Genomic DNA, 21,789 nt, shown 5'->3' with positions numbered 1-21,789 from the left:
TCGTCGCGGGCGCGCCCGCCGCCGCCAAGCCCGACGCGGGCGACCCTCGCCGGTAACCCGCCGGCGATCTTGCACTTACTGTCCCGACGAAACGCCTGAAACCGGGTATCTCGGCGACAGAAACTGCAAGATCGCGCGGAAGCGTCGCGGCCCGGACCGCGCTGGCACGCGCATCCGACTCTCTCGCGCGCACTGCAACAAACCTGCAAGCGTCAGGTATTGCCTTCAGGGAAACCGCTTTCCTACGATTGCGTCACATCGATGTTTCGTTTACCCGTCGAGCGAGCGGCGTCACCGGGAGCGCCCCGTTCGCGCGGCACATCCCTGCTTCCACCAGGGCACCAGATGTCTCGATGCAATCCTTGCGATTGACTGTCGCCAATCTCTTAAAGATGTCCCGTCGGCAGGCGCGGTCGCGATGTCCGTCGAGGCGAAGCCTGGAACGAGACGAATGCGAAGGTGAGACGACATGAGACGACCAGTCGTGCTGCGACATCACGCAGTGCTGGCCACAGCGGCGGTGGTGATTGCGGCCGGGGTGGCCCTGCCGACCCCGCAGGCATCGGCGGCGGTCGGCAACGCCACCGGCTACGCCACCCAGAACGGCGGGACCACCGGCGGCGCGGGCGGGCAGACGGTCCGGGCCACCACGGGCACGGCGATTCACGCGGCACTGTGCGGTCGGGCCAGCAGCAGCACCCCGATCACGATCGAGGTCACCGGGACCATCAACCACGGCAACACCAGCAAGGTTTCCGGGTCGAGCTGCAACACCGCCGCCGGCGTGATCGAGCTCAAGCAGATCAGCAACGTCACCATCATCGGGGTCGGCAGCGGCGCCGTCTTCGACCAGCTCGGCATCCACATCCGGGACTCCAGCAACATCATCATCCAGAACGTGACAGTGCGGAACGTGAAGAAGTCGGGCTCGCCCACCTCCAACGGCGGGGACGCCATCGGCATGGAGAGCACGGTCCGCAACGTCTGGGTCGATCACGTCACACTGGAGGCCTCGGGCGGGGAGTCCGAGGGGTACGACGGCCTGTTCGACATGAAGGACAACACCCAGTACGTGACGCTGTCCTACAGCATCCTGCGCAACTCCGGTCGCGGCGGCCTCGTCGGGTCCAGCGAGAGCGACCTGTCGAACGGCTTCATCACGTACCACCACAACCTCTACGAGAACATCGACTCTCGCACGCCGCTGCTGCGCGGTGGTGTCGCGCACATCTACAACAACCACTACGTGAGCCTGCACGAGTCCGGCATCAACTCCCGCGCCGGAGCCAGGGCCAAAGTGGAGAACAACTACTTCCGCGACTCCAAGGACGTCCTGGGCACCTTCTACACCAACGAGCGCGGCTACTGGCAGGTCGCCGGCAACGTCTTCGACAACGTGACCTGGTCCAGCGCCGGCAGCGAGAACTACCCCGCCGGCCCCAACCCGACCTCCAACACCACTGTCAGCATCCCGTACCCGTACAGCCTCGACGGGGCGAGCTGTGTGCCGGACATCGTCCGTCAGACGGTCGGCGCCAACACCGGCCTGAAGGTGTCCAACGGCAGTTGCTCGCCGCAGACCCCGCCGCCCACCACCCCGCCGCCGACCACGACGCCCCCGCCCACCACTCCGCCGCCCACCAGTGGGACCAACCTCAGCCTGGGCGCCGGCGCCGACGGCTCCAGCAAGGCGAGTGGGACCAGCTACGGCAACGTGCGCGACGGCGACCTGAGCACCTACTGGTCGCCGGCCGGGTCGACCGGCACGATCTCGATCAAGTGGGGCTCGGCGACCCAGGTGTCCCGAGTGGTGATCCGCGAGCCGTCCGGCACCCAGGGCTCCATCGGGTCCTGGCAGCTGATCAACAACGACAACGGAGCTGTCCTGGCCGCCGGCAGCGGGGCCGGTTCGATCACCTTCTCGGCGGCCGCGATGAGCAAGATCAACTTTAAGATCAACAGCTCCGGCGGTACGCCACGGGTGGGCGAGTTCGAGACGTACGCCAGCTAGCAGCGAGCGCGGGCGGGAGCGGCAGGCCAGGCCACTCCCGCCTCTGCGTGCCTGTCACGAATCCGTGGACGGCAGGGTGTCCATGAAGGAGCTGACCGAGAAGACCGCTCGCCCCGGCCCGGCGGGGCCGTACCCGGGCGGGCTGGACAGGCCATGGGCGTCCATCGTCGCTCGGTACGCCTCCAGCAGGCGGACGTGGTATTCGAGAGGCGCGCCCTGCGGGTTCGTCCGGCCCAGGGGCGTGGTGGGCTCCGGGCACCAGGTGGTGAACCGGGGCGTGATCCCCCGGGACATGAAGTAGTCGAGCCCCTCGGTGGTGGAGGCGATCGCCTCGTCGACGCTGGTGAAGCCGTGCGGGGCGGCCATCTCGACGCCCGCCACGAAGTTCGGGATCACGTTGCGCGGGCCGAACACCTCGGCGGAGTCGAGGATGCGCCGGTGCCACTCCTCCCGACCGACGTACCGCTCCTTGCCCGGGCAGTACAACTCGAACAGCCGCTTGTCCCACACCTCGTAGTTGGGGTGGTAGATGCGGATTCCGTAGTCGTGGAACCGCTGCACATCGGCTCGGGGCAGCGCCTGGGCCACGACCTTGCCGATCCAGCGTCCCGGAAACCGCTCCTCGATCGCCTGCGCGTACCGGCCGTAGAAGTCGGCCTCGTCCAGCCCGTTGACCTGCGAGGTGATGCTGCCACCGGTCAGCGTGTACGCCTGCGACGCGCGGTCGACGTCGTGCCGGTTGATGATCTCAAGGGCCTCGAGGACCTCGTCAACGGGCTTGACCCCGGTGTAGGGCCGGCCGGCCTGCTTGTGCTGCCGCCAGTTGTGGTTGATGTCGCAGTACTGGCACTCCTCCTTGGCGCCGAAGTACTGGCAGACCCGGAACGCGGTGAGGTAGATGAGATAACCCCACTGGATCGTCGGGGCGACCTCCATCACCTGCTTGCCGTTGGCGAGCGTGTGGCGGTAATACGCCGGCATGGGGGGCAGCCCGACATCGGCGATCGGCCGGCCGTCCAGGAAGAGGCGCAGTCGACCGTCGCTGTCGGTGCCGACACGGTACGGCGAGCTGGGGTTGGTGCGAACCGACACGACGGTACGGCGCAGCTCGTACGGACCCCCGGTGAGCACGATCTCCTCCGGTGGTCGGCGCAGCGCGGCAGTCCCCAGCTCCGGCAGTGTCCGGTGATCGAAGGAGAAAATGAAGTACGACTTCGGCTTCACGTCGCCGTGCTCGTTGTCGGTCAGTGCCGCGTCGTCGAAGGCGAGCCCGCCTCGCAGCAGGTCCTCCTTGAGGACCGCCTCCCGCGGCACGTGTGGAAAACGGCCCATCAACTCTTCGACGAGGTCGGTGCGCGACGTCATGCGGTTCCTCCCGGATGCGGTGCGCCGAACCGGGTGGCCGGTGCCACCCGGTGCCGGCTGATCAGCTCTGCTTGGTCTCCCAGAAGATCTTCGAGATCTCCTCGATCTTGCCGAGGAGCTGCTCGGCGACCGCCGGGTCCGCGGCGCCCTTCGCGCCGCCGGCACCTGCCAGCTTCGTCGCCTCGTTGAAGAGGCTGTGCAGCTGGGGGTACTTCTCGAAGTGCGGCTGCTTGAAGTAGTCGGTCCACAACACCCAGAGGTGATGCTTCACCAGCTCGGCTCGCTGCTCCTTGATGAGCAGCGAGCGGTTGCGAAACTCCGGGTCGTCGCTGGCCTGGTACTTCTCGGAGATCGCCTTGATCGACTCGGCCTCGATGCGGGCCTGCGCCGGGTCGTACACGCCGCAGGGGAGGTCGCAGTGCGCGCTCGCGACGGTATGCGGGCGGAGAAGGCGGGACAGGAACATTGGGATCCCTTCGTCGGTGGGCGTTCGGCTGACGTACGTCCGGGCGCTGCGGCCCTGACGTGATCATCTAGGCACGCTAGAACCTCAACCGCACTTCATGTCAAGGCGAGTCGATCACGAGCTCTGATTCCGGATGAGCGTCAGCAGGGCGGCGTGCGTCCGCTCGTCCGCGGCCGCGACGAGACCGTCCCCACCGGCGTGCAGCGGCTGGCCGTCGAGCCCGGTGACCACGCAGCCGGCCGCCTGGCAGAGCGCGATTCCGGCCGCGAAGTGGACGCTGTTCCGCAGGTCGTGGCGGTCCGTCACATAGGCGGCGCGGCGACCGGCGGCGACCCAGGCCACGGCGAGGCTGGTGGAGACCACCCGGGGCCGGAACTGTTCGAGGAAGCCCTCGTCCGCGAGCATGCGGGCGGCCAGGAAGACGTCCCGGTTGGGGAAGGGCGGGTCGAGGTTGAGGTCGACCAGTGTCGAGTCGGCCGACGGGACGAGACGCTCGTCCGTCCCCGCGGCCCGGACGTACGCGGCGGTGCCATCGGTCCAGAACACCTCATCGGCGAACGGGTCCACCGAGGCCGCCACTGTGACGTCCGACCCGGTGCGCAGGGCGACGTTGACCGAGGCCAGCGTGGTCCGCACGGCAAAGTTCAACGTGCCGCACAACGGGTCGACCAGCCAGGTGCGCCCGTTGTCGCCAGTACCCGTGCGCCCGCTCTCCTCGGCGACCACGGCGTCGTCCGGACGCGCCTTACCCAGGACGTCCAGGATGGCCTGCTCGGCCTCGACGTCGGCGGCGGTGGCGAAGTCACCGGCGGTCTTCATGACGCGCGTCAGAGTTGAGCCGTACCGGGAGCGCACAACTGCGGCTCCAGCTTCCGCCGCCTCGATGGCCAGCGCATGGTCTGTGATCGACATGCACGAACCATAGGAGCTGTGGGCAACGTCGATGACCCGCCCGCCCGGTTGACCGGGCGGGCGGCGGTCACGACCGCATCAGCAGGTGCAGTCCGGCGGCACGATGTAGAAGAAGATGCTCGTGCTGCTCGCCTGGTACGTGGCGTTGCCGCTCCAGGTGAACTCGTACTGGAACTGCGGGTAGGTGCTGGCGTCCATGGTCGGTGGCGAGTCGCGGTAGGAGAAGGTGCCGTTTTCGGCGGTGGTGACCCTCGGCAGGTCGACCGACGAGCCGTCCGGGCCGATCCGCCGTACGGTCAGGCGTAACCTCGCGCCGATCGACTCCGCGTTGCCGTCGGTGACCCTGCCCTCGATGACCGCCTGCTGGCCGTTCAGGAGGGTGCGGTCGGGCGACGTGGCCTCGATGCCGGACGGCTGCTTCTGCACGGTGCCGGTGATGGTGCCGGTGGTCCTGCGGTGGGTGGAGTTGCCGTCCCACGTCACGGTGTAGGCCACCTGACCGGTCCTGCTCACGGTGTCGTCGAAGCCGAAGCCGCAGGAGGCGTCGGTGGTGACGTTCGGCAGTCGCTGGGCCGCGCCGCCGTTGATCCGCCGGCTCACCTGAACCACTGTCGGGCCCGCGCAGGCGCCGTCGTCGTAGGTCACGGCGCCGGCGACCCGGAACGACAACCCGAGGTACGCCGGGTCCACCACCTGCCCGGTGATGTGCGAGTCCGGCGACGACACGGTGATCTCGTGACTGGCGGACGATTCCGCGTACACCGAGTCGCCGTTCCAGCTGACGGTGTAGACGTGCCGGCCGCCCTGGGTGGGCGTGTCGAGGACGGTGAAGGCCCCCCGGCTGTCGGTGGTGACGTTGGACAGTTGCTGGAAAGCACCGTCGAGGCGGTTGTTCCAGATCATCCGGCTCACCACCAGCTCCTGTGGCTGCGCGGGGGCCTTGCCGTCGAGGCCCAGCGTGCCGGTGAGCGACAGCTGTCTGCCGTCCCTGCCGTTCGTCGGTCCGGCGAGGGTGAGCGTCGCGGCACGACCGGCTACCGCAACGGTCACCGAGGCGGTACTGCCCTGGTAGTTCCCTGTCGGGAACCAGTAGGCGTCGTAGCGGAGGTGGCCGCTCACCGGCGGAATGTCGGTGAGGGTGAAGGTGCCGTCGACAGCGGTGGTGGTGTGGAGCGTGGTCCAGGTCTCGTCCGGCACGACGCGGTTGACCGCCAACTCCTGCGCCCCCGGCTCGGCGCCGTCCTCGAGCGTGAGCCGGCCGGTGATGGTGATCGGGTCGAGGGCGGTCGCGGAGGCGGGTGCGGTCAGGGAGATGGCCGACGTGGGCAGCGTCGGCTCATCGACCGCCCCGGCCACCCCGCCGGCGGCGGCCGGCCCGGCGATGCTGACCACGACCATGGTCACTGCGGCGGTCGCACTGGCAACCTGGCGTGGCAGTGCGGTGCGGACCCGTGCGGAAGCTGATCGGTACGACATGATCCCCCCGTCTGGAGCGACACCTCGTCGCTCCGAGCGGGATCATGGCCGGCCCCTCCGACAGGAATCCACCCGAGTGCGCCGGCTGGTACGACATTCTCACATGTCGATAAATGCGACACCGCTCCGAGCGCCTTCCGGAGCACTGCGGCGACGGTGCGGACGCAGTGGGGGAGGGTCAGGAGATCGCCCTCTGCACCAGCTCGGTGATCTTCTTCTCCACGGCCGGGCTCCACTGCTGCAACGCGTACGCCACCGGCCAGAGATCCCCGTCGTCGAGGTTGGCCGGGTCCTGGAAGCCCAGTGTCGAGTACCGGTAGTTGAACTTGCCCGAGTCCTGGAAGAAGACGACGATCTTGCCGTCTTCGTTCGCGTAGGCGGGCATCCCGTACCAGGTCTTCGGCATCAGGTCCGGGGCGGCGGCGGTCACCGTCACGTGCACGCGCTCGGCGAGCGCGCGGTCCTCCGGCTCCATCTGCGCGATCCGGTCGAGGACCGCTTGCAGCCCGTCCGCCTTCTTGGCGCCCTTCTTGCCCTCGGCGCGCAGCTCGTCGGCGCGCTCCTTCATCGCGGCCCGCTCCTCGGGGCTGAAGCCGTCGGACTTTGTCGTGGTCTTCGCTGACATTCTCGGGCTCCCTCTCGTCGTCCAGGTCGGCGTGCAGCCGTTCACCTGGGGAAAGGCTAGGCCGCTCGGCGCTGTCGGGCTTCTCGATTCCTGATCGGTTCGGAGCCGGACCGCAGGTGGCGGTCCTCGTGCCCGCGATTTGCCGGTCAGCGTGATCGGTGACTAGGTTGTCGACCGAAGCAGAACGACCGGTCTAGGGAGTCCCGTCATGAACATCAGCGCCGATCGGATTGCGGCGGCGTACTTCGACGCCTTCGAGACGCTGTGCAGGGTGACCCCGAAGGGCGGTTACGCCGAGCGGGGCACCGCCCGCGCGGGTGTGACCCAGGCCGGCGTCGCGACGCTCAACGCGGCCTACGACAGGTCCACCGAGCCCGACCTCGGGTCGCTCGACGAGATGGCGACCGAGGTCGGCAGGCAGGCCGCGCACTGGTCGATCATCGTTCGGGGGGAGGCGGGCGGCCAGGTCGCTGACCTCGCGGCCCGGCACGGCCTCCTCGAACGCAGTGAGCTGCCCCTGCTGGCGTGCGCGGCGGACGACCTCACCTTCCGGGCCACCTCGGCCGAGCGCCCCTCGGTCCGTCAGGTCGGCGCCGCCGAGAACGACCTCTACACCGACGCCCTCACGCGGAGCTTCGCGGTTCCCGAGGGCCTCTTCGGATCACTGATGGGCGGTGCGGTGCTCGACGCCGACCCCGTCACCGGCTACCTGGCCGAGGAGTTCAACCGGCCCGTCGGCACGGGGCTCGGGATGTGGACCTCCGGGGTGGTCGGCGTGTTCAACATCGCCGTCGTTCCGTCCGCCCGGGGCCGTGGCCTGGGCCGGGTGATCACCGAGTCGGTTCTGCGGGACGGCTTCGCGGCCGGCGCGGACGCCGCCTACCTGCACACCAGCGTGATGGGTCGGCCGCTCTACGAGTCGATGGGCTTCACGCTCATGGAGACCTGGACCATGTTCCACGCGCGGTGACTGACGATCTTGGCCGGGCGGTGTCAGTGATGAGGGAGAGGCCATGACCTTCAGTGAGAACGTGCGCTCGGCGTTTCGCCGAGGCGAGACCGACGCCGTGGTGCGGATGAGCGAGGCCGAGATCGAGCGGGCCCAGGCGGCCGGTGACCTGGCGGGCGAGGTGGAGGCCCGGTACAGCCTCGCCCGGGTCGCCATTCGCGGCGGCGACCTGCCGGGCGGAGGGGCGCGGGCCCGGGAGGCTCTCGCGGTGGCGCTGCGCTCCGGCGACCGGGCCCTGGAGGAGCGACCGCGGCACATGCTGGCCGGCGTGGCGAGGATGTCCGGCGACCTGCTCCGCGCCCGGGACCTGTACCGGGAGAGCATCGCGCTCAACGAGGCGCTGGGCCACCCCGAGACGGTCAACTCCGAATTCCACAACCTCGCGTTCTGCGAGTTGGGGCTGGGCAACCTGGACGTGGCCCGGACACTGTTCGCCGAGAACCGCGAACGCGTGTTCCACAACGGCTGGGCCGACTTCGTGCCGTACGTCTGCGTTGCGGGCGCCGCGCTCGCGACCGCCGAGGGGGACCACTCCCGCGCGGCCCGGATGATCGGTGTCGCGGACGCCGCGTTCGCGGCGCTCGGCCAGGTGCCGGACCCGGACGACGCGGCGGACCTCGCCAGGATGCGCGCCGCCGCGACCGAGGCGCTCGGCCCGACCGGCTTCGACGAGGAGTACGCCGTGGGCCAGCACCTCGAACCGAGGGCGGCCTTCGGCGTCTAGGCCGCCTCGGGTGAGGTCGAGGCTCGGGCGGCGGTGATGGTCCGTCCCCGCTCCGACTCTCCGAAGCGGTCGAGCATGGCGCGTACCTCGTCGGCGCTCACGTTGGCGCCGAACAACTCGCTGCCCGGTTCGAGTCGTACCCCCTCGGCCAGCGGGCCGGCGACGACCGGATCGAAGCCGAGGGCGTCCACCAGGGCCGCGACCTCGGTGAGGTCGGCGTTGTCGTCGCCGGCGATCGCGATGGCCTTGCGGCCGGCCACCCCCGTCGGCCGCGCCTCGTCCTCCAGGTCGTGGTAGCCCATGTGGTTGAACGCCTTCACGACACGTGAGCCGGACAGGAACGCCTGGACGGTCTCGCTCGACGAGGTACGCGGGTTGGTGAGGTCGTCGCGGATGCCGTCGATCTCCCACCAGTAGTTCATGGCATCGACGACCAGCTTGCCGCGCAACGCCTCGGCGGGAACGCTGCGGTACTTGCCCAGCGGCAGGGCGAGGATGACGACGTCGGCGTCGGCCGCCGCCTCGACCGCCGTGGTGGCCTCGGCCCCGGGGGCGAGGACCTCGACGGTGAGGGCGATCTTCGCCGGGTCCCCGGAGCCGGCCACCAGTACCCGGTAGCCGGCGGCGACGGCGAGCCGGGCGAGCACCGTGCCCACCTTGCCGGCCCCGAGGATGCCGAGGGTCGCGGGCCGGCTCCGGTCGTTGTCGAACATGGTCGTCCTCTCGCTGGGGAAGTGCTGGTCAGGCCAGCAGTTCGCGGACCATGGGGATCACCTTGGAGCCGTAGAGCTCCACGGCGCGCATCCGGGCGCTGGCCGGCTGCGCTCCGGCCGAGTAGATGAGGTCGAACCGGCCGACGCCCAGGCTGCGGATCGCGCGAGCCATCCGGCGGGCCACCGTCTCCGGTGAACCGATGTAGAGGGAGCCGTTCTCCACCTCGGAGTCGAACTCCTGCCGGCGGATCGGGGGCCAACCCCGTAGTTTGCCGATCCGGTCCCGCATGATCCGGTAGTGCGGCCAGTAGATCTCCTTGGCCTGTTCGTCGGTGTCGGCGATGAAGCCCGGCGAGTGCATGCCGACCGGGTGCGCGGTCGTACCGAGCTGGTCGGCGGCCCGGCGGTACAGGTCGATGTAGGGCGCGAAGCGTTCGGGGGCGCCGCCGATGATGGCGAGCATGAGGGGGAGCCCGTACTGGGCGGTGCGGACGACCGACTGCGGCGAGCCGCCCACACCGACCCAGGTGTCCAGGTGACCCGATTCGGTCTTCGGGAACACGTCGGCGTTCTCCAGCGGGGCACGCAGGGTGCCGCTCCAGGTGACCGGCTTCTCGTCCAGCAACTTGACGAACAGTTCGATCTTCTCCTCGAACAGCGTGTCGTAGTCACGCAGGTCGTAACCGAAGAGCGGGAACGACTCGGTGAACGAGCCACGACCGAGGATGACCTCGGCGCGGCCGTTCGACAGCGCGTCCACCGTGGCGAAACGCTGGAACACCCGTACCGGGTCGTCCGAACTCAGCACCGTCACGCCGGAGGCCAACCGGATCCGCGAGGTGCGGGTGGCGATTCCGGCCAGCACCGTCTCCGGTGTGGAGACCGAGTACTCCGGCCGGTGGTGCTCACCCAGGGCGATGACGTCGACCCCGAGTTGGTCGGCGAGCACCGCTTCGTCGACGACCTGCCGGATCGCCGCCGCGTGGGAGACGAGCTTGCCGTTGTCGTCCTCCGGTACGTCGCCGAACGTGTCCAGGCCGAACAGCAGATCAGACATTGGTGGGCTCCTTAGCCAGCAGCTCCCGGACCCGCGGCGCGACCTCACTGCCCAGCAGTTGGATGGTGCGCGCGCGTGCCTCGCGGGGCAGGTGCATGATGTCGTACTTCAGGTCGAAGCGGCTCAGTCGCAGGTCGCGAGCGACAGTGGCGATCTTCTGCGCCACCGTCTCGGGCGAACCGACGAACAGCGCCCCGTGGTCGATTTCGGCCTCGTAGCGCGCGCGGTCCGGTTTGTAGAAGCCGCGTTCGGCGGCCAGGGCCGCTACTACCGGCTGCCAGTATCGCCACCACGTCTCCACCGCCTCCTCGTCGGTGTCGGCGACAAGGCCGAGTGAGTGCTGCCCGATTGGGTGCAGGGTATGCCCGAATTGTTCGAGCGCCCTGGTGTAGAGGTCGACGTGGCCGGCGAAGCGCTGCGGACGCCCGCCGATGATCGCGAGCATGAGCGGACGTCCGTGCCGGGCGGCGCGGATCACCGAGTTCGGGCTTCCTCCGACGCCGATCCAGGTCGGGATGCCACCCGCCCGCATCCGTGGGTGCAGCCGCTGCGCGGTCAGCGGGGTTCGTACCGTGCCGGACCAGGTGACCGGTTCGTCCTGCTGAAGCCGCAGGAAGAGGTCCAGCTTCTCCTCGAACAACCGCTCGTAGTCAGCCAGGTCGTAACCGAACAGCGGAAACGACTCGGTCGCCGATGCCCGCCCGAGGACGATCTGGGCGCGGCCGTTGGAGACGGCGTCGAGGGTGGAGAACTCGTGGTAGAGCCGTACCGGGTCGTTGGTGCTGAGCACGGTGACCGAGGTGCCGAGGCGAATTCGCTCGGTCGCCGTCGCGACCGCCGCCAGCAACACCGGTGTCGCCGAGTCGTTGTGGCCCTCGCGGTAGTGCTCACCGACGCTGAACACGTCGATTCCGGCCGACTCGGCGAGCCGTGCCTCGTCCACGAGTAGCCGTACGGTCTCGGCGTCGCTCAGGACCCGGTCGCCGTCGGTGGCCACCTCCCCGAACGAGTTGAGCCCCAGCTCGAAGTCTGCAGCTGCCATCGTCTCCTCCTCGGTGCAATCCGCCGGCGACCCGCGTAGGCGGACCTACCGGTTGACGTGTCAATGATGTTAACTTGGCGATTGACACGTCAATTCCCGGGAGAGTGAGATGACGGAGGCCACACCCGGCCGGCGGGGCGGACGCCAACTCCCCACCGCCGACGAACTGCGAATCTGGCGGGACTTCATCGAGACGACGGCAGCGCTCGGCTCCCGGCTCGAGTCCCGCCTGCAGGGCGACTCCTCGCTCTCGACCGGGGACTACTCAGTGCTCCTCGCCCTCAGCGAGGCGGAGGGTCAGGCCATGCGGTCCTCCGAACTCGCCTCGCACATCGGGTGGGAGCGGAGCCGGCTCTCCCACCATCTCGGGCGAATGGAGCGGCGCGGCCTGATCCGCCGCCAGGAGTCCGCCACGGTTCCGCGCGGGGCGGAGGTGCTGCTCACGACGGCCGGCGCCGAGGCGTTCAGGGGAGCCACCTTTCCTCACCTGCGTGCCATTCGGGAGATCTTCGTCGACGCCCTCACCCCGGAGCAGATCATCGCGGCGGGCGAGATCGCCACGGCGCTGCGGGCGCGCCTGGACGTCCTGACCAAGGAGTGATCGCCACGCATCAATAACTGCTAGTGCGCGGACGATTGCCGAGAGCTACATCCGGGTGGTCCAATCCTCCAGAAAGCCTGCTCCGCTGCCCGGGAGGTATGTCCATGAGCGAGACCGCCACCGCAGAGGCCCACAGCGCCACGCCCGGCAAGCCCCACCCTGGGCGCACGGAGTCGTTGCTGCCGGAGTTGCGGGAGATGTGGTGGGAGACGGGGGTGCGGGCGCGCGCGGAGGCCGGCGTCTTCGCCGTCTTCGCGGAGTTGCCCAGGCTCGTCTGGACAGCCCTCGGCATCAGTTGGCGCGCGGACCGGCTGCGTACCGGTGTGGTGGCCGCGGCGACGGTCGGCGCGGGGGTGATGGCGGCCTTCGGCCTGTTGGCCACCCAGCGGGTGTTGGTGGAGCTGTTTGCCGGCGGGCCGACCGCCGACAAGGTGCGGGCGGCGCTGCCCGCGCTGGCCGTGCTGGCGGCGACGGTCGCGCTCCGCGGCGGGATGGGCATCGCCATCGGGTACGCGGAGAACGGGCTGCCGCCCCGGGTGAGCCGCGAGGTGGAGCGCGGTCTGTTCGAGGTGTCCACGGCCGTGCGTCTGGAGGCGTTCGACGCCGACGCGTTCGCCGACGACATGGAACGCGCCTCCCGCGGCACCGAGTCGACGATCGAGCTGGTGCAGGCGTCGATGAACCTGCTGGCCGGGCTGGCCGGGCTGCTCGCCGTGGCGGCCGCCGTCGTCATCATCCACCCGCTGCTGTTGCTGGCGTTGCTGGTCGCCACGGTGCCCAACGCCTGGGCGTCGCTACGCTCCGGGCATCTGCGCTACCAGACGTACACCGCCGGGTCGGTGCGCCGACGTCGACTGTGGTTGCTGCACAAGCTGATGGCCGAACGCGCCTCGGCCCCGGAGCTGCGCTCGTACGGGCTGCGCGGCTTCCTCCTCGACCAGTACGACCGGGTGATGCGGGTGGAGACCGACATCCAACTCACCCTCGCCCGACGGGTCACCACCACGACCACGGTCGGGGCGATCATCGGTGGCCTCGCCACGGGGACGGTCTACGTCCTGCTCGGGTTGCTGCTCCTGGACGGACAGATACCGCTCGCCGCGGCGGCGACCTGCGTCATCGCCCTGCAGTCCGCCCAGCGGTCCCTGGCCATCGCCACCTTCCAGGTCGACCACGTCTACACCCAGGGCCAACACTTCGGCGACTACACGGGCTTCATGGCCCGTGCCGCCGCCTACCTGCCGGACAGCGGACGACAGGTGGCCACGGCCGGCCCCGAGCCGCTGCGGGAGTTGACAGTCAACGAGGTGAGCCTGCGCTACCCCGACCGGGAAGACCTCGCTGTGAACGGTGTCACGCTGACGATCACCGCTGGGCAGACGGTCGCGTTCGTCGGAGAGAACGGCTCGGGCAAGACGACCCTCGCCGCGATGATCGCCGGCCTCCGCGTCCCCACCGAGGGCAGTATCGACTGGAACGGTAAGCAGTTGTCGAGTTGGGACGCCGAAGGGCTGCGCGCCCGGATCGCTGTGGTGACGCAGGAATACCACAAGTGGCCCTTCACTGCGGCCACGAACATCGCCATCGGCGACGTCGACAGCGAGGCCCGGCAGGACCGCATCGAGGCCGCCGCCGGCCGCGCGGTCGCCCACGACATGATCAACGACCTTCCCCACGGGTACGAGACGTTGCTCGACCGGACCTTCGCACGAGGCCAGGACCTCTCCGGTGGGCAGTGGCAGCGCATCACCGCAGCCCGCGGGTTCCTGCGCGACGCCGAACTGCTGATCATGGATGAGCCGTCCTCCGCGCTCGACCCACGCGCCGAGGACGCCCTGTTCCAGGCCATCCGCGACCGGAAGGGGCACGCCACCACGATCCTCATCACGCACCGGCTCGCGAACGTCCGGCACGCCGACCGGATCTTCGTCCTGCACCACGGCCGGCTGGTCGAGGCCGGCACCCACACCGACCTCGTCGCCACCGGCGGCCGGTACGCCGAACTCTTCGCCCTCCAGGCCGCCGGCTACGACGCGAACCTGGCCGAAGGTCGCCAGCACACCTGAACCGTCCAGTCAGACCCTCTCCTGTTCAATGGCGGGAGGCTAGGCTTCGGCGCATGTCAGGGTGGCGGGGCCGGAGGGCGGACGTGGCCCTGGTGCTCGCCGTGGGTCTGGTCGCCGTCGTGGGCCTGGTGGTGCAGTCGCGCGGCATTGACACCGCCGCCGAATGGGCGGCGCTGCTGGCGGTGCTGCTCTCCTCCGGTGCGCTGTACGTCCGTCGGCGCCACCCGGTACCGGTGGGCGTCGTGGCACTGGCCGCCATCGGCGCGTACGGGGCGTTGCTGCACCGGCCCGGCCCGATCATGTTGGTGTTCGTCGTGGCGCTCTACACCATCGTCGACGAGGGGTACGTCGCGGTCGCCATCGGGCTCGGTCTCGCCTCGGTGATCGCCTTCGCCGTGGCAGACGGCTACAACCGTTCTCCGAACACCATGAACGGGGCGACGCTGCTGCACGCCGGTTGGCTCGTCGCGGTCATCGTCGGTGTGACCCGCAACCGCCGCGCCTACCTCGCCGAGGCGCAGGCCCGAGCGGTCGTCGCCGAGCAGCGGATGGAGGAGGAGGCCCGGCGACGGGCCACCGAGGAGCGGCTGCGCATTGCCCGGGAGTTGCACGACGTGCTCGGGCACCACCTGTCGTTGATCAACGTGCAGGCCAGCGCCGCGTTGCACCGACCCGACCCGGTCCGCTCCGAGCAGGCCCTCACCGCGATCAAACAGACCAGCAAGGAGACGCTGAGTGAGTTGCGCGCGACGCTGGGCGCACTGCGGCAGGAGGCGGGCCCAGCGGTCATGCCCACACCCGGTCTGAACCGTCTCGGTGATTTGATCAGGACGGCCGCCCGGCCGGAGTTGGAGATCCGCACCGAGTTGGCCGAGACGCTGTTGCTACCGCCGGAGGTCGATCTGGCGGTGTATCGGATCGTCCAGGAGGCGCTCACCAACGTGGCGCGTCACGCGAGTGCGACGGCCGCGGTGGTTCGGGTCCGTCCCGATCACGACGACGTGCTCGTGGAGGTCGAGGACGACGGCACCGGCCGACCGGGTTCGCCGGGCAGCGGGATCCTCGGAATGCGGGAGCGGGCGCGGGCACTCGGCGGTTCGCTGACCACGGGCTCGCCGCCGGATGGGGGCTTCCGGGTCTGTGCTCGTCTGCCGATGCGGCCCGGACCGGCAGCGGTGGGGGAGCAGGTGTGATCCGGCTGCTACTCGTCGACGACCAGACCCTGGTGCGCGCCGGCTTCCGGTCCATTCTCGACGGCGAGGACGGCCTTGAGGTGGTCGGTGAGGCTGCCGATGGATTTGAGGCGGTGCGGCTGGCTCGGCAACTGCGGCCGGATGTCGTCCTCATGGACATCCGGATGCCGGGGCTCGACGGCCTGGCCGCCACTGGTGAGATCGTCGCGAACTCCGAGGCTCGCGTGATCATCCTGACCACGTTCGACCTGGACGATTACGTCTACGGCGCGCTGCGCGCCGGTGCCAGCGGCTTCCTGGTCAAGGACACCGAGCCGGCCGAGTTGATTCACGGAGTGCGGGTGGTGGCCCGGGGTGACGCGCTGATAGCGCCGTCGATCACGCGGCGGTTGATCGCCGAGTTCGCGGCCCGGGCCAAGCATCCCGACCCTGGGCCGCGACTGAGCGTGCTCACCGAGCGGGAGCGTGAAGTGCTGACGCTGGTCGCCGCCGGCCTCTCCAACGACGAGATCGCGGTGCGGTTGGTGCTGAGCCCGGCCACCGCCAAGACGCATGTCAGCCGGATCATGACCAAGGCCCACGCCCGGGACCGAGCCCAGTTGGTGATCCTCGCCTACGAGTCAGGCCTGACTGTTCCTGGCTGGCTTGCCCGTTCCTGACCACAGCTCCGGCTGACCGGCGGAGCAGCACCGGGGCGCCGCCCTGCGTCCTGACCGGTCAGGCGGTCAGCCGAGCGGTGCGGCGGGCGCGGACCAGGGCCAGCCCGCCGAGAAGCACGCCGACCACCCCAACCGCCAGGGCCACAAAAGCGCCGCCTCTTCCGTTACCCGTACCGATACCACTGTCGGACGTGGCCACCACCAGCCCGCCGAGCGCCATGCTGATCAGCCCCGTCGCCAGGGCCAGGACGGCTCCGAAGCTGCCCGAGCCGGTACCGAGGCGACTTGCGGGGCGGGCCAGGGCCAAGCCTCCGATGACCGCGCCGACCAGCCCCAGCAGGACGGCGACACTGGCACCGAAACGCCCGGAACTCATGGAAAGAGCAGTGGCGGCGGTTGGCTGGGCCGTGACGTGCGCCGCTGCCGGTGCGGCTAGCTCGATCCCTCCAAGCGGGGCGGCTACGGCGGTGGCAAGCAGGTGACGGATGGACATCGTGGATCCCCTCGGTCGCAGGACGGGTACTGGCGGCAGCGTATGTACCGGACTGCTCGTGAGTCGTCATGCCGGAGTTGCCGATGGGCCTACCACCCGGGATGTACGCGCTCGGGAGGGCGTACCGCCGCAGTTGTCTCACCAGGATTCTTCAGATCACCGTCCGGCACCTGTCACCTCCACGCGAGCCGGCCACCAATGCGTCTCTGACCTGCGGTTCGGCCTGCCGGGCATGATGAATTTCGGCCTGCGTCTCTAACTCGCGCTCAGCCGTCAACCTGAGCGCCACCCGATCTGGGCTCCAGCACCACCAGTGTCGTTTCCGACGATCGCCGCGCCGCGTGGGCCTCGAAGTTCTTGTCGGCCTCGCGCCAGCGTGGCCACAGTCGCGACCGCTCGTCGTCGGTGGCGACGCGACCGCGCACCAGCCGCCGCCCGTCGGCCAGCTCGACCGACGCGTCCGGGCGGGCCTGGAGGTTGAGCCACCAGGCGGGGGCACCTGCGCCCCACCCGTTCATTGCCACCCCGACCAGGTTCGGGCCATCCTCGAAGTACGCGACGATGACGCTGCGCTGCTGACCGGTGCGGCGACCGGTCGTGGTCAGCCGCAGCGTGCCCCAGCGGTGCTCGCGCGGTCGCCACAGCCCGACGCGGCTGCCGGTGACCCGGTACAGGCCCCGGTGCACCGACCAGGCCAGCCGGATGAACCACCGCGGCGGAAGCCCGCGTCGACGGCAGCCGGATGAACTACCGCTGCCAGGCGTCGATGGCGCGTGCGCCGTCGCGGACGACCCGGTCCAGGATGGCGGGGTTGCCGCTGGTGCCCTCCCACCCCTCGTCGTCGAAGACCGTCACCGTGCTGTCGACGCGGGCCACAGCGATCTGGCTGGACGCGGTGCCGCCGGTTCGTTCGCCGTTCAGGCTCATCTCGGGCCAGGTCCGGGTCAACAGCAGCGCCTCGTTCCCGACGCCGGCCAGCACCTTGCTCGTGACGGTCACGCGGCTTCCCGACCGGTCGTAGGAGGGGCACGCCTGCACAGCGGTGCGGAGACGGTCCAGGTAGGCCGAGGCGCCAGCACCGTCGAAGGTGAAGATGGTCTGGTGGATCATCCCCTGCGGCACGTTGCTGGAGGGCTCGCCGGCCTTCTGGTAGGTGACGGTCATCGCGGCGCTCGCGGTGACCTGCCGGCCGCCGGTGCCGAACTCGTTGCCGCACAGCGTCGGCAGGGCCTCCTCGACGGGCGTCGTCCGTCGCGGAGACTTGCGCAGCTCGGCGGGCAACTCGACGAAGGCCGAGGTCGGAATGGTCACCCGGGTGCTCGCGCTCGGGGATGGTGAGTCTGTCGGTGGCGCCGACGACGCCGTCGCGGTCGTCGGTGCCGAGGTCGCCGGGACCGACCCGGGAGGATTCTCGGTGGTGCTGCAGGCAGCGGTCAGTGCGATGGTGCCGAGCAGCGCGAGCGCACGTCGCGTACGGGCTGCTGGCAGTTGCGTGTTTCGGCTCATGATCACCTCTTGTCGTCCCACGGGGCAGTTCCCTACCCTGCACCGACCGAAACGACCATGCAGCGCCTCGGACGTGGACCGGACAGCGGAAAGGACGTGCCCGGCGTCGGCCGGACCGTTAGGCTGCCCCGCATGACCAGCGTGATCGCTCAGTGCACCGGACTGTCGTATGACGTCCAGGTCGGTGCGGGGCGACGCCGGCGATTCGTCGCCCGCCCGCGCTGACCTGTTTCCTGCGACCGGCGGATCGAGCCGCCGGTCGTTCGCTGGTCGTCCTCGGTCCGCCCGTATCTCCCCGTCAACGGCTCGCGTGACGGCGCGGGTCCGAGCGAGATCGGCGTACTCATGGATCTTGAAAAGTTGTTGTCCGACCGGCTGGCGCCGGCGTTCGCGGCGGTGGCCGGCAGCCCGGTCGACCCGCTCGTGCGGCGGTCTCTTCGTGCGGACTTCCAGTCCGACGCGGCGCTGGCGCTGGCCCGGCGGCTCGGCCGCCCGCCGCGCGACATCGCCGCGGCGGTGCTGGCGCACGCGGTGCTCGACGACGTCGGGGTGTCGGCGGAGGTCTCCGGGCCTGGTTTCCTCAACCTGACGGTTGCCGACCGGGCCCTGGCCGACCTGGTGGCCGGGCTGGCCGGCGATGCTCGGCTCGGCGTGCCGTCGACGGCGACGCCGCAGACCGTTGTTGTCGACTACTCGGCGCCCAACGTGGCGAAGGAGATGCACGTCGGGCATCTCCGCTCCACAGTCATCGGCGACGCGGCGGTGCGGCTGCTGGATTGGCTCGGGCACCGGGTGGTGCGGGCCAACCACCTGGGTGACTGGGGGACACCGTTCGGCATGTTGATCGAGCACCTGGTCGACCTGGGTGAGGCCGAAGCCGCGCAGAACCTGTCGATGGGGGACCTGGACACCTTCTACCGGGCGGCCCGGGTGAAGTTCGACGCCGACGAGGCGTTCCAGGAACGGTCGCGGCTGCGGGTGGTCGCGTTGCAGGGCGGCGACGAGCGGACCCGGCGGTTGTGGCGGCTGCTGGTGACGCAGTCCGAGCGGTACTTCCTGACCGTGTACGACCTGCTCGACGTGAGGTTGTCCGCTGCCGACTTTCGGGGCGAGAGCGCCTACAACGATCTGCTGCCGGACGTCGTCGACGACCTGGATCGGCTGGGGATGCTGCTGCCCAGCGGTGGGGCCGAGTGCGTCTTTCCGCCCGGGTTCACCGCTCGGGACGGCGAGCCGTTACCGCTGATCGTGCGCAAGAGCGACGGCGGATACGGCTATCCGGCCACCGACCTGGCCGCGCTGCGGCAGCGCGTCGGCGAGTGGGGCGCGACCCGGCTGCTGTACGTCGTGGGCCTACCGCAGCGGCAGCACTTCGCGATGGTGTTCGCCGTCGCCCAGGCGGCCGGTTGGCTCTGCCCGCCGGCCCGGGCCGAGCACCTGGGCTTCGGGTCCATCCTCGGTGCCGACGGGCGGATGCTGCGCAGCCGGGCCGGTGGGTCGGTGAAGCTCGTCGGGCTGTTGGAGGAGGCTGTCGCCCGCGCCTCCGACCTGGCCCGGAGCAGGAACCCGGAACTCGACGCCGGGACCGCCGAGGAGATCGGCCGCGCGGTGGGCATCGGTGCCATCAAGTACGCTGACCTGTCCGTCGACCGGACCAAGGACTACGTCCTGGACTGGGAGCGGATGCTGGCGCTGGACGGCAACACCGCGCCCTACCTCCAGTACGCGTACGCCCGGATCCGGTCGGTGCTGCGGCGGGCCGGGACCGCCGTGCGGCCGGACGCGCCCATAGTGGTGGGGCAGCCGGCGGAGCGCGCGCTCGCTGTCGAGCTGCTCGGCTTCGCCGGGGTGGTCGGCGAGCTGGAGCGGAGTCTCGAGTTTCACCAGCTCGCCGGTTACCTGCACCGACTCGCGACCGCGTTCAACGCGTTTTACGAGCGCTGCCCGGTGTTGCGTGCCCCGGACGAGCTGCGGGAGAGCCGGCTGCTGCTGGCCGAGCTGACCGCCCGGACCCTGCGGCAGGGGCTGCACCTGCTCGGCATCCGCACGCTGGAGCGGATGTGACGAGCCGGCCTCCCGGCCCGGTCAGCGGGCCCTCTTCGTCGCCCGCTTCCGGGGCGGCGTCAACAGGTCGGCGATCTGCGCGATCGCGGCGGGCACCAGGCGGTAGTACGCCCAGACCCCGCGCTTGTCGCGTTCGAGTAGGCCAGCCTCGGTGAGGATCCGAAGGTGATGACTCACAGTCGGCTGGGAGAGATTGAGCGCCGCGGTGAGGTCACTCACTGACGCCTCACCTTCCGGCGCGGACTGGATCAGGCTGAGCAACCGGAGTCGCGCCGGATCGGCGAAGGCCTTCAGCACCCCCGCTAGCCGCTCGGCATCGGCCCGCTTGATGGGATCGCCGGTGAGCGGCGAGATCGCAGGCATGGCAGTTTTCGCAGTTCCCACGCCTGCCATAGTGACACCAACACCATCAATAAACCGGCAGATCCGGCACCAGCCCTCCGATGGCGTCCGGATGGCGCAGCGGAACCACCGAACGTGAGTCGAACGCCGACGTCCGTGGTGGCACAAGGGCCGTGTGGAGCTTCCCGACGCTCCACACGGCCCCACGGTGATCCGCGCGTCAGCGGCGGGGTCTGGGTGCGATGCGGGGCAGGACGTACGGCGGCCCCGCGAAGATCAGGTCGGACTTCAACTCCTGGTACGCCCGCTTGGGCTGGTAGTTCTCGTCGTAGATGGTGGCCAGGCCCTCCGGCGGGTCGTCGAACCAGCCCGGCACCCACGAGTGTTTGTCACTGAAACCCCAGACGGTGTACGACAGGCAGCTCCGCACGGCGAGGCACGCCTTCATCAGCACGCTGAAGTTCGCGGCCGACGCCTGCAGCCGGGGGTTGATCTCCTCCGAGTTGCCCGCCTGGACGCCCTCCGTCAGCTGGCTGCGGACGTCGACCTCGGTGAACGCGGTCGCGACGCCGAGCCCGCTGAACTTCTTCAGCGCGGCGGTCACCTGGAGGGTGTCGAAATTGCCGTACTGGGTGCCCAGGTGGCCCTGGGAGCCGACTCCGTCGATCGGGACACCCTGGGCGCGCAGGCTCTTGGTCATGTCGTACACGAACTGGGTCTTGTCGTCCGCCGGGTTGCCCGAGCCGAACGCCTCGATGTTGTAGTCGTTGTAGAACAGCAGGGCCTTCGGGTCGGCGGCCCGCGCCCAGCGGAACGCGTCAGCGATGTAGCCGGGCCCGAGGTTCTGCGCCCAGAAGCCCTTGTAGTGCAGGGTCGACGGGGTGTCCCACGGGTCGCTGACCGCCTCGTTGACCACGTCCCACTGCCAGATCTTGCCCTTGTAGCGGTTGACGACTGTGGTGATGTGCTTGCGCAGCAGCTCGCGCAACTCCTGCTTGCTGATGGAACCGTCGGCGACGCCGCTGGTCAACCAGGCGGGCAACTGGTTGTGCCAGACCAGCACGTGACCGCGCACGCTCTGCCGGTTGCGCTTGGCGAACTCGACGAACTGGTCGGCCGGCCCCCAGTTGTAGGTGCCGCGGGTCGGCTCCAGGCTCTCCCACTTCATCACGTTCTCGGCGGTGACCGAGGCGAACTCGGAGGAGACCAGCTTGCGGTACTGCGGGTCGCTGGCGTCGTTGAGGGCATCCATGTTCACCGCGGTGCCGACGTGCAGGCCGTGGCGCAGGCCGAGGGTGCCGAGGCTTTGCGTCGTGGGGTCGTACGGCCGACTCGCGGTCGCCGGCACCGTGTTCAGAGTGGCGATTGTCGCGACGGCGACGAGGCCGACGGTCGACCACTGTCTTAACTTCATGTGCCTGCCTGCCCTTCCAGACGATCAATAGACAAATGTCGATCTAGGAGG

The 21,789-nt window shown here is 69.6% G+C and carries 21 protein-coding genes; 8 read left to right on the top strand and 13 right to left on the bottom strand.

Going from position 1 to position 21,789, the window contains the following annotated elements:
* Positions 1 to 469 precede the first annotated feature (469 nt).
* Positions 470 to 2,011 carry a polysaccharide lyase family 1 protein gene (locus tag ABZS40_RS06305; RefSeq protein ID WP_354942298.1) on the top strand — a complete coding sequence of 514 codons (1,542 nt, stop codon included), beginning with the start codon at positions 470 to 472 and terminating at the stop codon, positions 2,009 to 2,011.
* A 54-nt stretch (positions 2,012 to 2,065) separates the two neighbouring features.
* Here the strand turns inward: ABZS40_RS06305 and ABZS40_RS06300 are convergent, their stop codons facing one another.
* The 5 genes from ABZS40_RS06300 to ABZS40_RS06280 all read right to left on the bottom strand — a co-directional run bounded on the left by ABZS40_RS06300 (position 2,066) and on the right by ABZS40_RS06280 (position 6,855).
* Entirely contained in the window at positions 2,066 to 3,376 is a 1,311-nt protein-coding gene (locus tag ABZS40_RS06300; RefSeq protein WP_354942297.1) for a radical SAM protein, read from the bottom strand.
* A gap of 61 nt (positions 3,377 to 3,437) precedes the next feature.
* The gene (gene sodN / locus ABZS40_RS06295; RefSeq protein WP_354942296.1) at positions 3,438 to 3,842 is read right to left on the bottom strand and encodes a superoxide dismutase, Ni; all 405 of its coding nucleotides are present in this window, start codon (positions 3,840 to 3,842) and stop codon (positions 3,438 to 3,440) included.
* 114 nt (positions 3,843 to 3,956) lie between these two features.
* The gene (locus ABZS40_RS06290) at positions 3,957 to 4,754 is read right to left on the bottom strand and encodes an inositol monophosphatase family protein (protein WP_354942295.1); all 798 of its coding nucleotides are present in this window, start codon (positions 4,752 to 4,754) and stop codon (positions 3,957 to 3,959) included.
* 78 nt (positions 4,755 to 4,832) lie between these two features.
* Positions 4,833 to 6,230, bottom strand: a complete 1,398-nt coding sequence (locus ABZS40_RS06285; RefSeq protein WP_354942294.1) for a hypothetical protein — start codon at positions 6,228 to 6,230, stop codon at positions 4,833 to 4,835.
* 178 nt (positions 6,231 to 6,408) lie between these two features.
* Positions 6,409 to 6,855, bottom strand: coding sequence for a hypothetical protein (locus tag ABZS40_RS06280; protein WP_354942293.1), 447 nt, complete (start codon positions 6,853 to 6,855; stop codon positions 6,409 to 6,411).
* Between the two features lie 208 nt (positions 6,856 to 7,063).
* Between ABZS40_RS06280 and ABZS40_RS06275 the strand changes: the two genes are divergently transcribed.
* Both ABZS40_RS06275 and ABZS40_RS06270 read left to right on the top strand, forming a co-directional pair.
* Complete coding sequence (locus ABZS40_RS06275) at positions 7,064 to 7,825, top strand: GNAT family N-acetyltransferase (RefSeq protein WP_354942292.1); 762 nt, start codon at positions 7,064 to 7,066, stop codon at positions 7,823 to 7,825.
* Between the two features lie 43 nt (positions 7,826 to 7,868).
* Positions 7,869 to 8,588 (top strand): tetratricopeptide repeat protein, encoded by a 720-nt coding sequence (locus ABZS40_RS06270; RefSeq protein ID WP_354942291.1) that lies wholly within the window; start codon positions 7,869 to 7,871, stop codon positions 8,586 to 8,588.
* On the opposite strand, the gene ABZS40_RS06265 is transcribed toward ABZS40_RS06270, so the two are convergent.
* The 3 genes from ABZS40_RS06265 to ABZS40_RS06255 are packed head-to-tail and all read right to left on the bottom strand — an operon-like array spanning position 8,585 to position 11,400.
* Positions 8,585 to 9,301 carry an NAD(P)-binding domain-containing protein gene (locus ABZS40_RS06265; protein WP_354942290.1) on the bottom strand — a complete coding sequence of 239 codons (717 nt, stop codon included), beginning with the start codon at positions 9,299 to 9,301 and terminating at the stop codon, positions 8,585 to 8,587. The two genes, ABZS40_RS06270 and ABZS40_RS06265, sit on opposite strands and share 4 nt — an antisense overlap.
* 28 nt (positions 9,302 to 9,329) lie before the next feature.
* Complete coding sequence (locus ABZS40_RS06260) at positions 9,330 to 10,358, bottom strand: LLM class flavin-dependent oxidoreductase (RefSeq protein ID WP_238686411.1); 1,029 nt, start codon at positions 10,356 to 10,358, stop codon at positions 9,330 to 9,332.
* Positions 10,351 to 11,400: an LLM class flavin-dependent oxidoreductase gene (locus tag ABZS40_RS06255; protein ID WP_354942289.1), complete on the bottom strand. Its 1,050-nt coding sequence runs from the start codon at positions 11,398 to 11,400 to the stop codon at positions 10,351 to 10,353. Before ABZS40_RS06255 ends, ABZS40_RS06260 begins: the two co-directional genes overlap by 8 nt.
* A gap of 109 nt (positions 11,401 to 11,509) precedes the next feature.
* On the opposite strand from ABZS40_RS06255, the gene ABZS40_RS06250 reads away from it, so the two are divergent.
* From ABZS40_RS06250 to ABZS40_RS06235, 4 genes are all read left to right on the top strand, one after another.
* On the top strand, positions 11,510 to 12,001 hold the full coding sequence (locus ABZS40_RS06250; protein ID WP_354942288.1) for a MarR family transcriptional regulator: 492 nt from the start codon (positions 11,510 to 11,512) through the stop codon (positions 11,999 to 12,001).
* Positions 12,002 to 12,198: 197 nt separating this feature from the next.
* Positions 12,199 to 14,067, top strand: a complete 1,869-nt coding sequence (locus tag ABZS40_RS06245) for an ABC transporter ATP-binding protein (RefSeq protein WP_354942349.1) — start codon at positions 12,199 to 12,201, stop codon at positions 14,065 to 14,067.
* A gap of 53 nt (positions 14,068 to 14,120) precedes the next feature.
* The gene (locus ABZS40_RS06240) at positions 14,121 to 15,260 is read left to right on the top strand and encodes a sensor histidine kinase (RefSeq protein WP_354942287.1); all 1,140 of its coding nucleotides are present in this window, start codon (positions 14,121 to 14,123) and stop codon (positions 15,258 to 15,260) included.
* The gene (locus tag ABZS40_RS06235; protein WP_354942286.1) at positions 15,257 to 15,919 is read left to right on the top strand and encodes a response regulator transcription factor; all 663 of its coding nucleotides are present in this window, start codon (positions 15,257 to 15,259) and stop codon (positions 15,917 to 15,919) included. The genes ABZS40_RS06240 and ABZS40_RS06235 overlap by 4 nt, the downstream gene beginning before the upstream one ends.
* Positions 15,920 to 15,977: 58 nt before the next feature.
* Here ABZS40_RS06235 and ABZS40_RS06230 read toward each other — a convergent pair whose 3' ends face one another.
* The 3 genes from ABZS40_RS06230 to ABZS40_RS06220 form a co-directional block, all read right to left on the bottom strand.
* On the bottom strand, positions 15,978 to 16,295 hold the full coding sequence (locus ABZS40_RS06230) for a DUF6223 family protein (RefSeq protein WP_354942285.1): 318 nt from the start codon (positions 16,293 to 16,295) through the stop codon (positions 15,978 to 15,980).
* Positions 16,296 to 16,678: 383 nt separating this feature from the next.
* Complete coding sequence (locus ABZS40_RS06225) at positions 16,679 to 17,098, bottom strand: nitroreductase family deazaflavin-dependent oxidoreductase (protein WP_354942284.1); 420 nt, start codon at positions 17,096 to 17,098, stop codon at positions 16,679 to 16,681.
* A 61-nt stretch (positions 17,099 to 17,159) separates the two neighbouring features.
* Positions 17,160 to 17,918, bottom strand: a complete 759-nt coding sequence (locus tag ABZS40_RS06220) for a hypothetical protein (RefSeq protein WP_354942283.1) — start codon at positions 17,916 to 17,918, stop codon at positions 17,160 to 17,162.
* A 345-nt stretch (positions 17,919 to 18,263) separates the two neighbouring features.
* Between ABZS40_RS06220 and argS the strand changes: the two genes are divergently transcribed.
* Positions 18,264 to 19,982 (top strand): arginine--tRNA ligase, encoded by a 1,719-nt coding sequence (gene argS / locus ABZS40_RS06215; RefSeq protein ID WP_354942282.1) that lies wholly within the window; start codon positions 18,264 to 18,266, stop codon positions 19,980 to 19,982.
* Positions 19,983 to 20,003: 21 nt separating this feature from the next.
* On the opposite strand, the gene ABZS40_RS06210 is transcribed toward argS, so the two are convergent.
* Positions 20,004 to 20,345 carry a metalloregulator ArsR/SmtB family transcription factor gene (locus ABZS40_RS06210; protein WP_112585316.1) on the bottom strand — a complete coding sequence of 114 codons (342 nt, stop codon included), beginning with the start codon at positions 20,343 to 20,345 and terminating at the stop codon, positions 20,004 to 20,006.
* A gap of 199 nt (positions 20,346 to 20,544) precedes the next feature.
* Entirely contained in the window at positions 20,545 to 21,738 is a 1,194-nt protein-coding gene (locus ABZS40_RS06205) for an endo-1,4-beta-xylanase (protein ID WP_354942281.1), read from the bottom strand.
* Between the last annotated feature and the right edge of the window lie 51 nt (positions 21,739 to 21,789).

It is taken from the genome of Micromonospora sp. NPDC005324, from assembly GCF_040607155.1.
In the GTDB taxonomy this organism is placed as follows: Bacteria; Actinomycetota; Actinomycetes; order Mycobacteriales; family Micromonosporaceae; genus Micromonospora; species Micromonospora trifolii.
The sequence above is the reverse complement of the archived record's forward strand: the minus strand, read 5'-3'. Positions and strand labels throughout refer to the sequence as shown.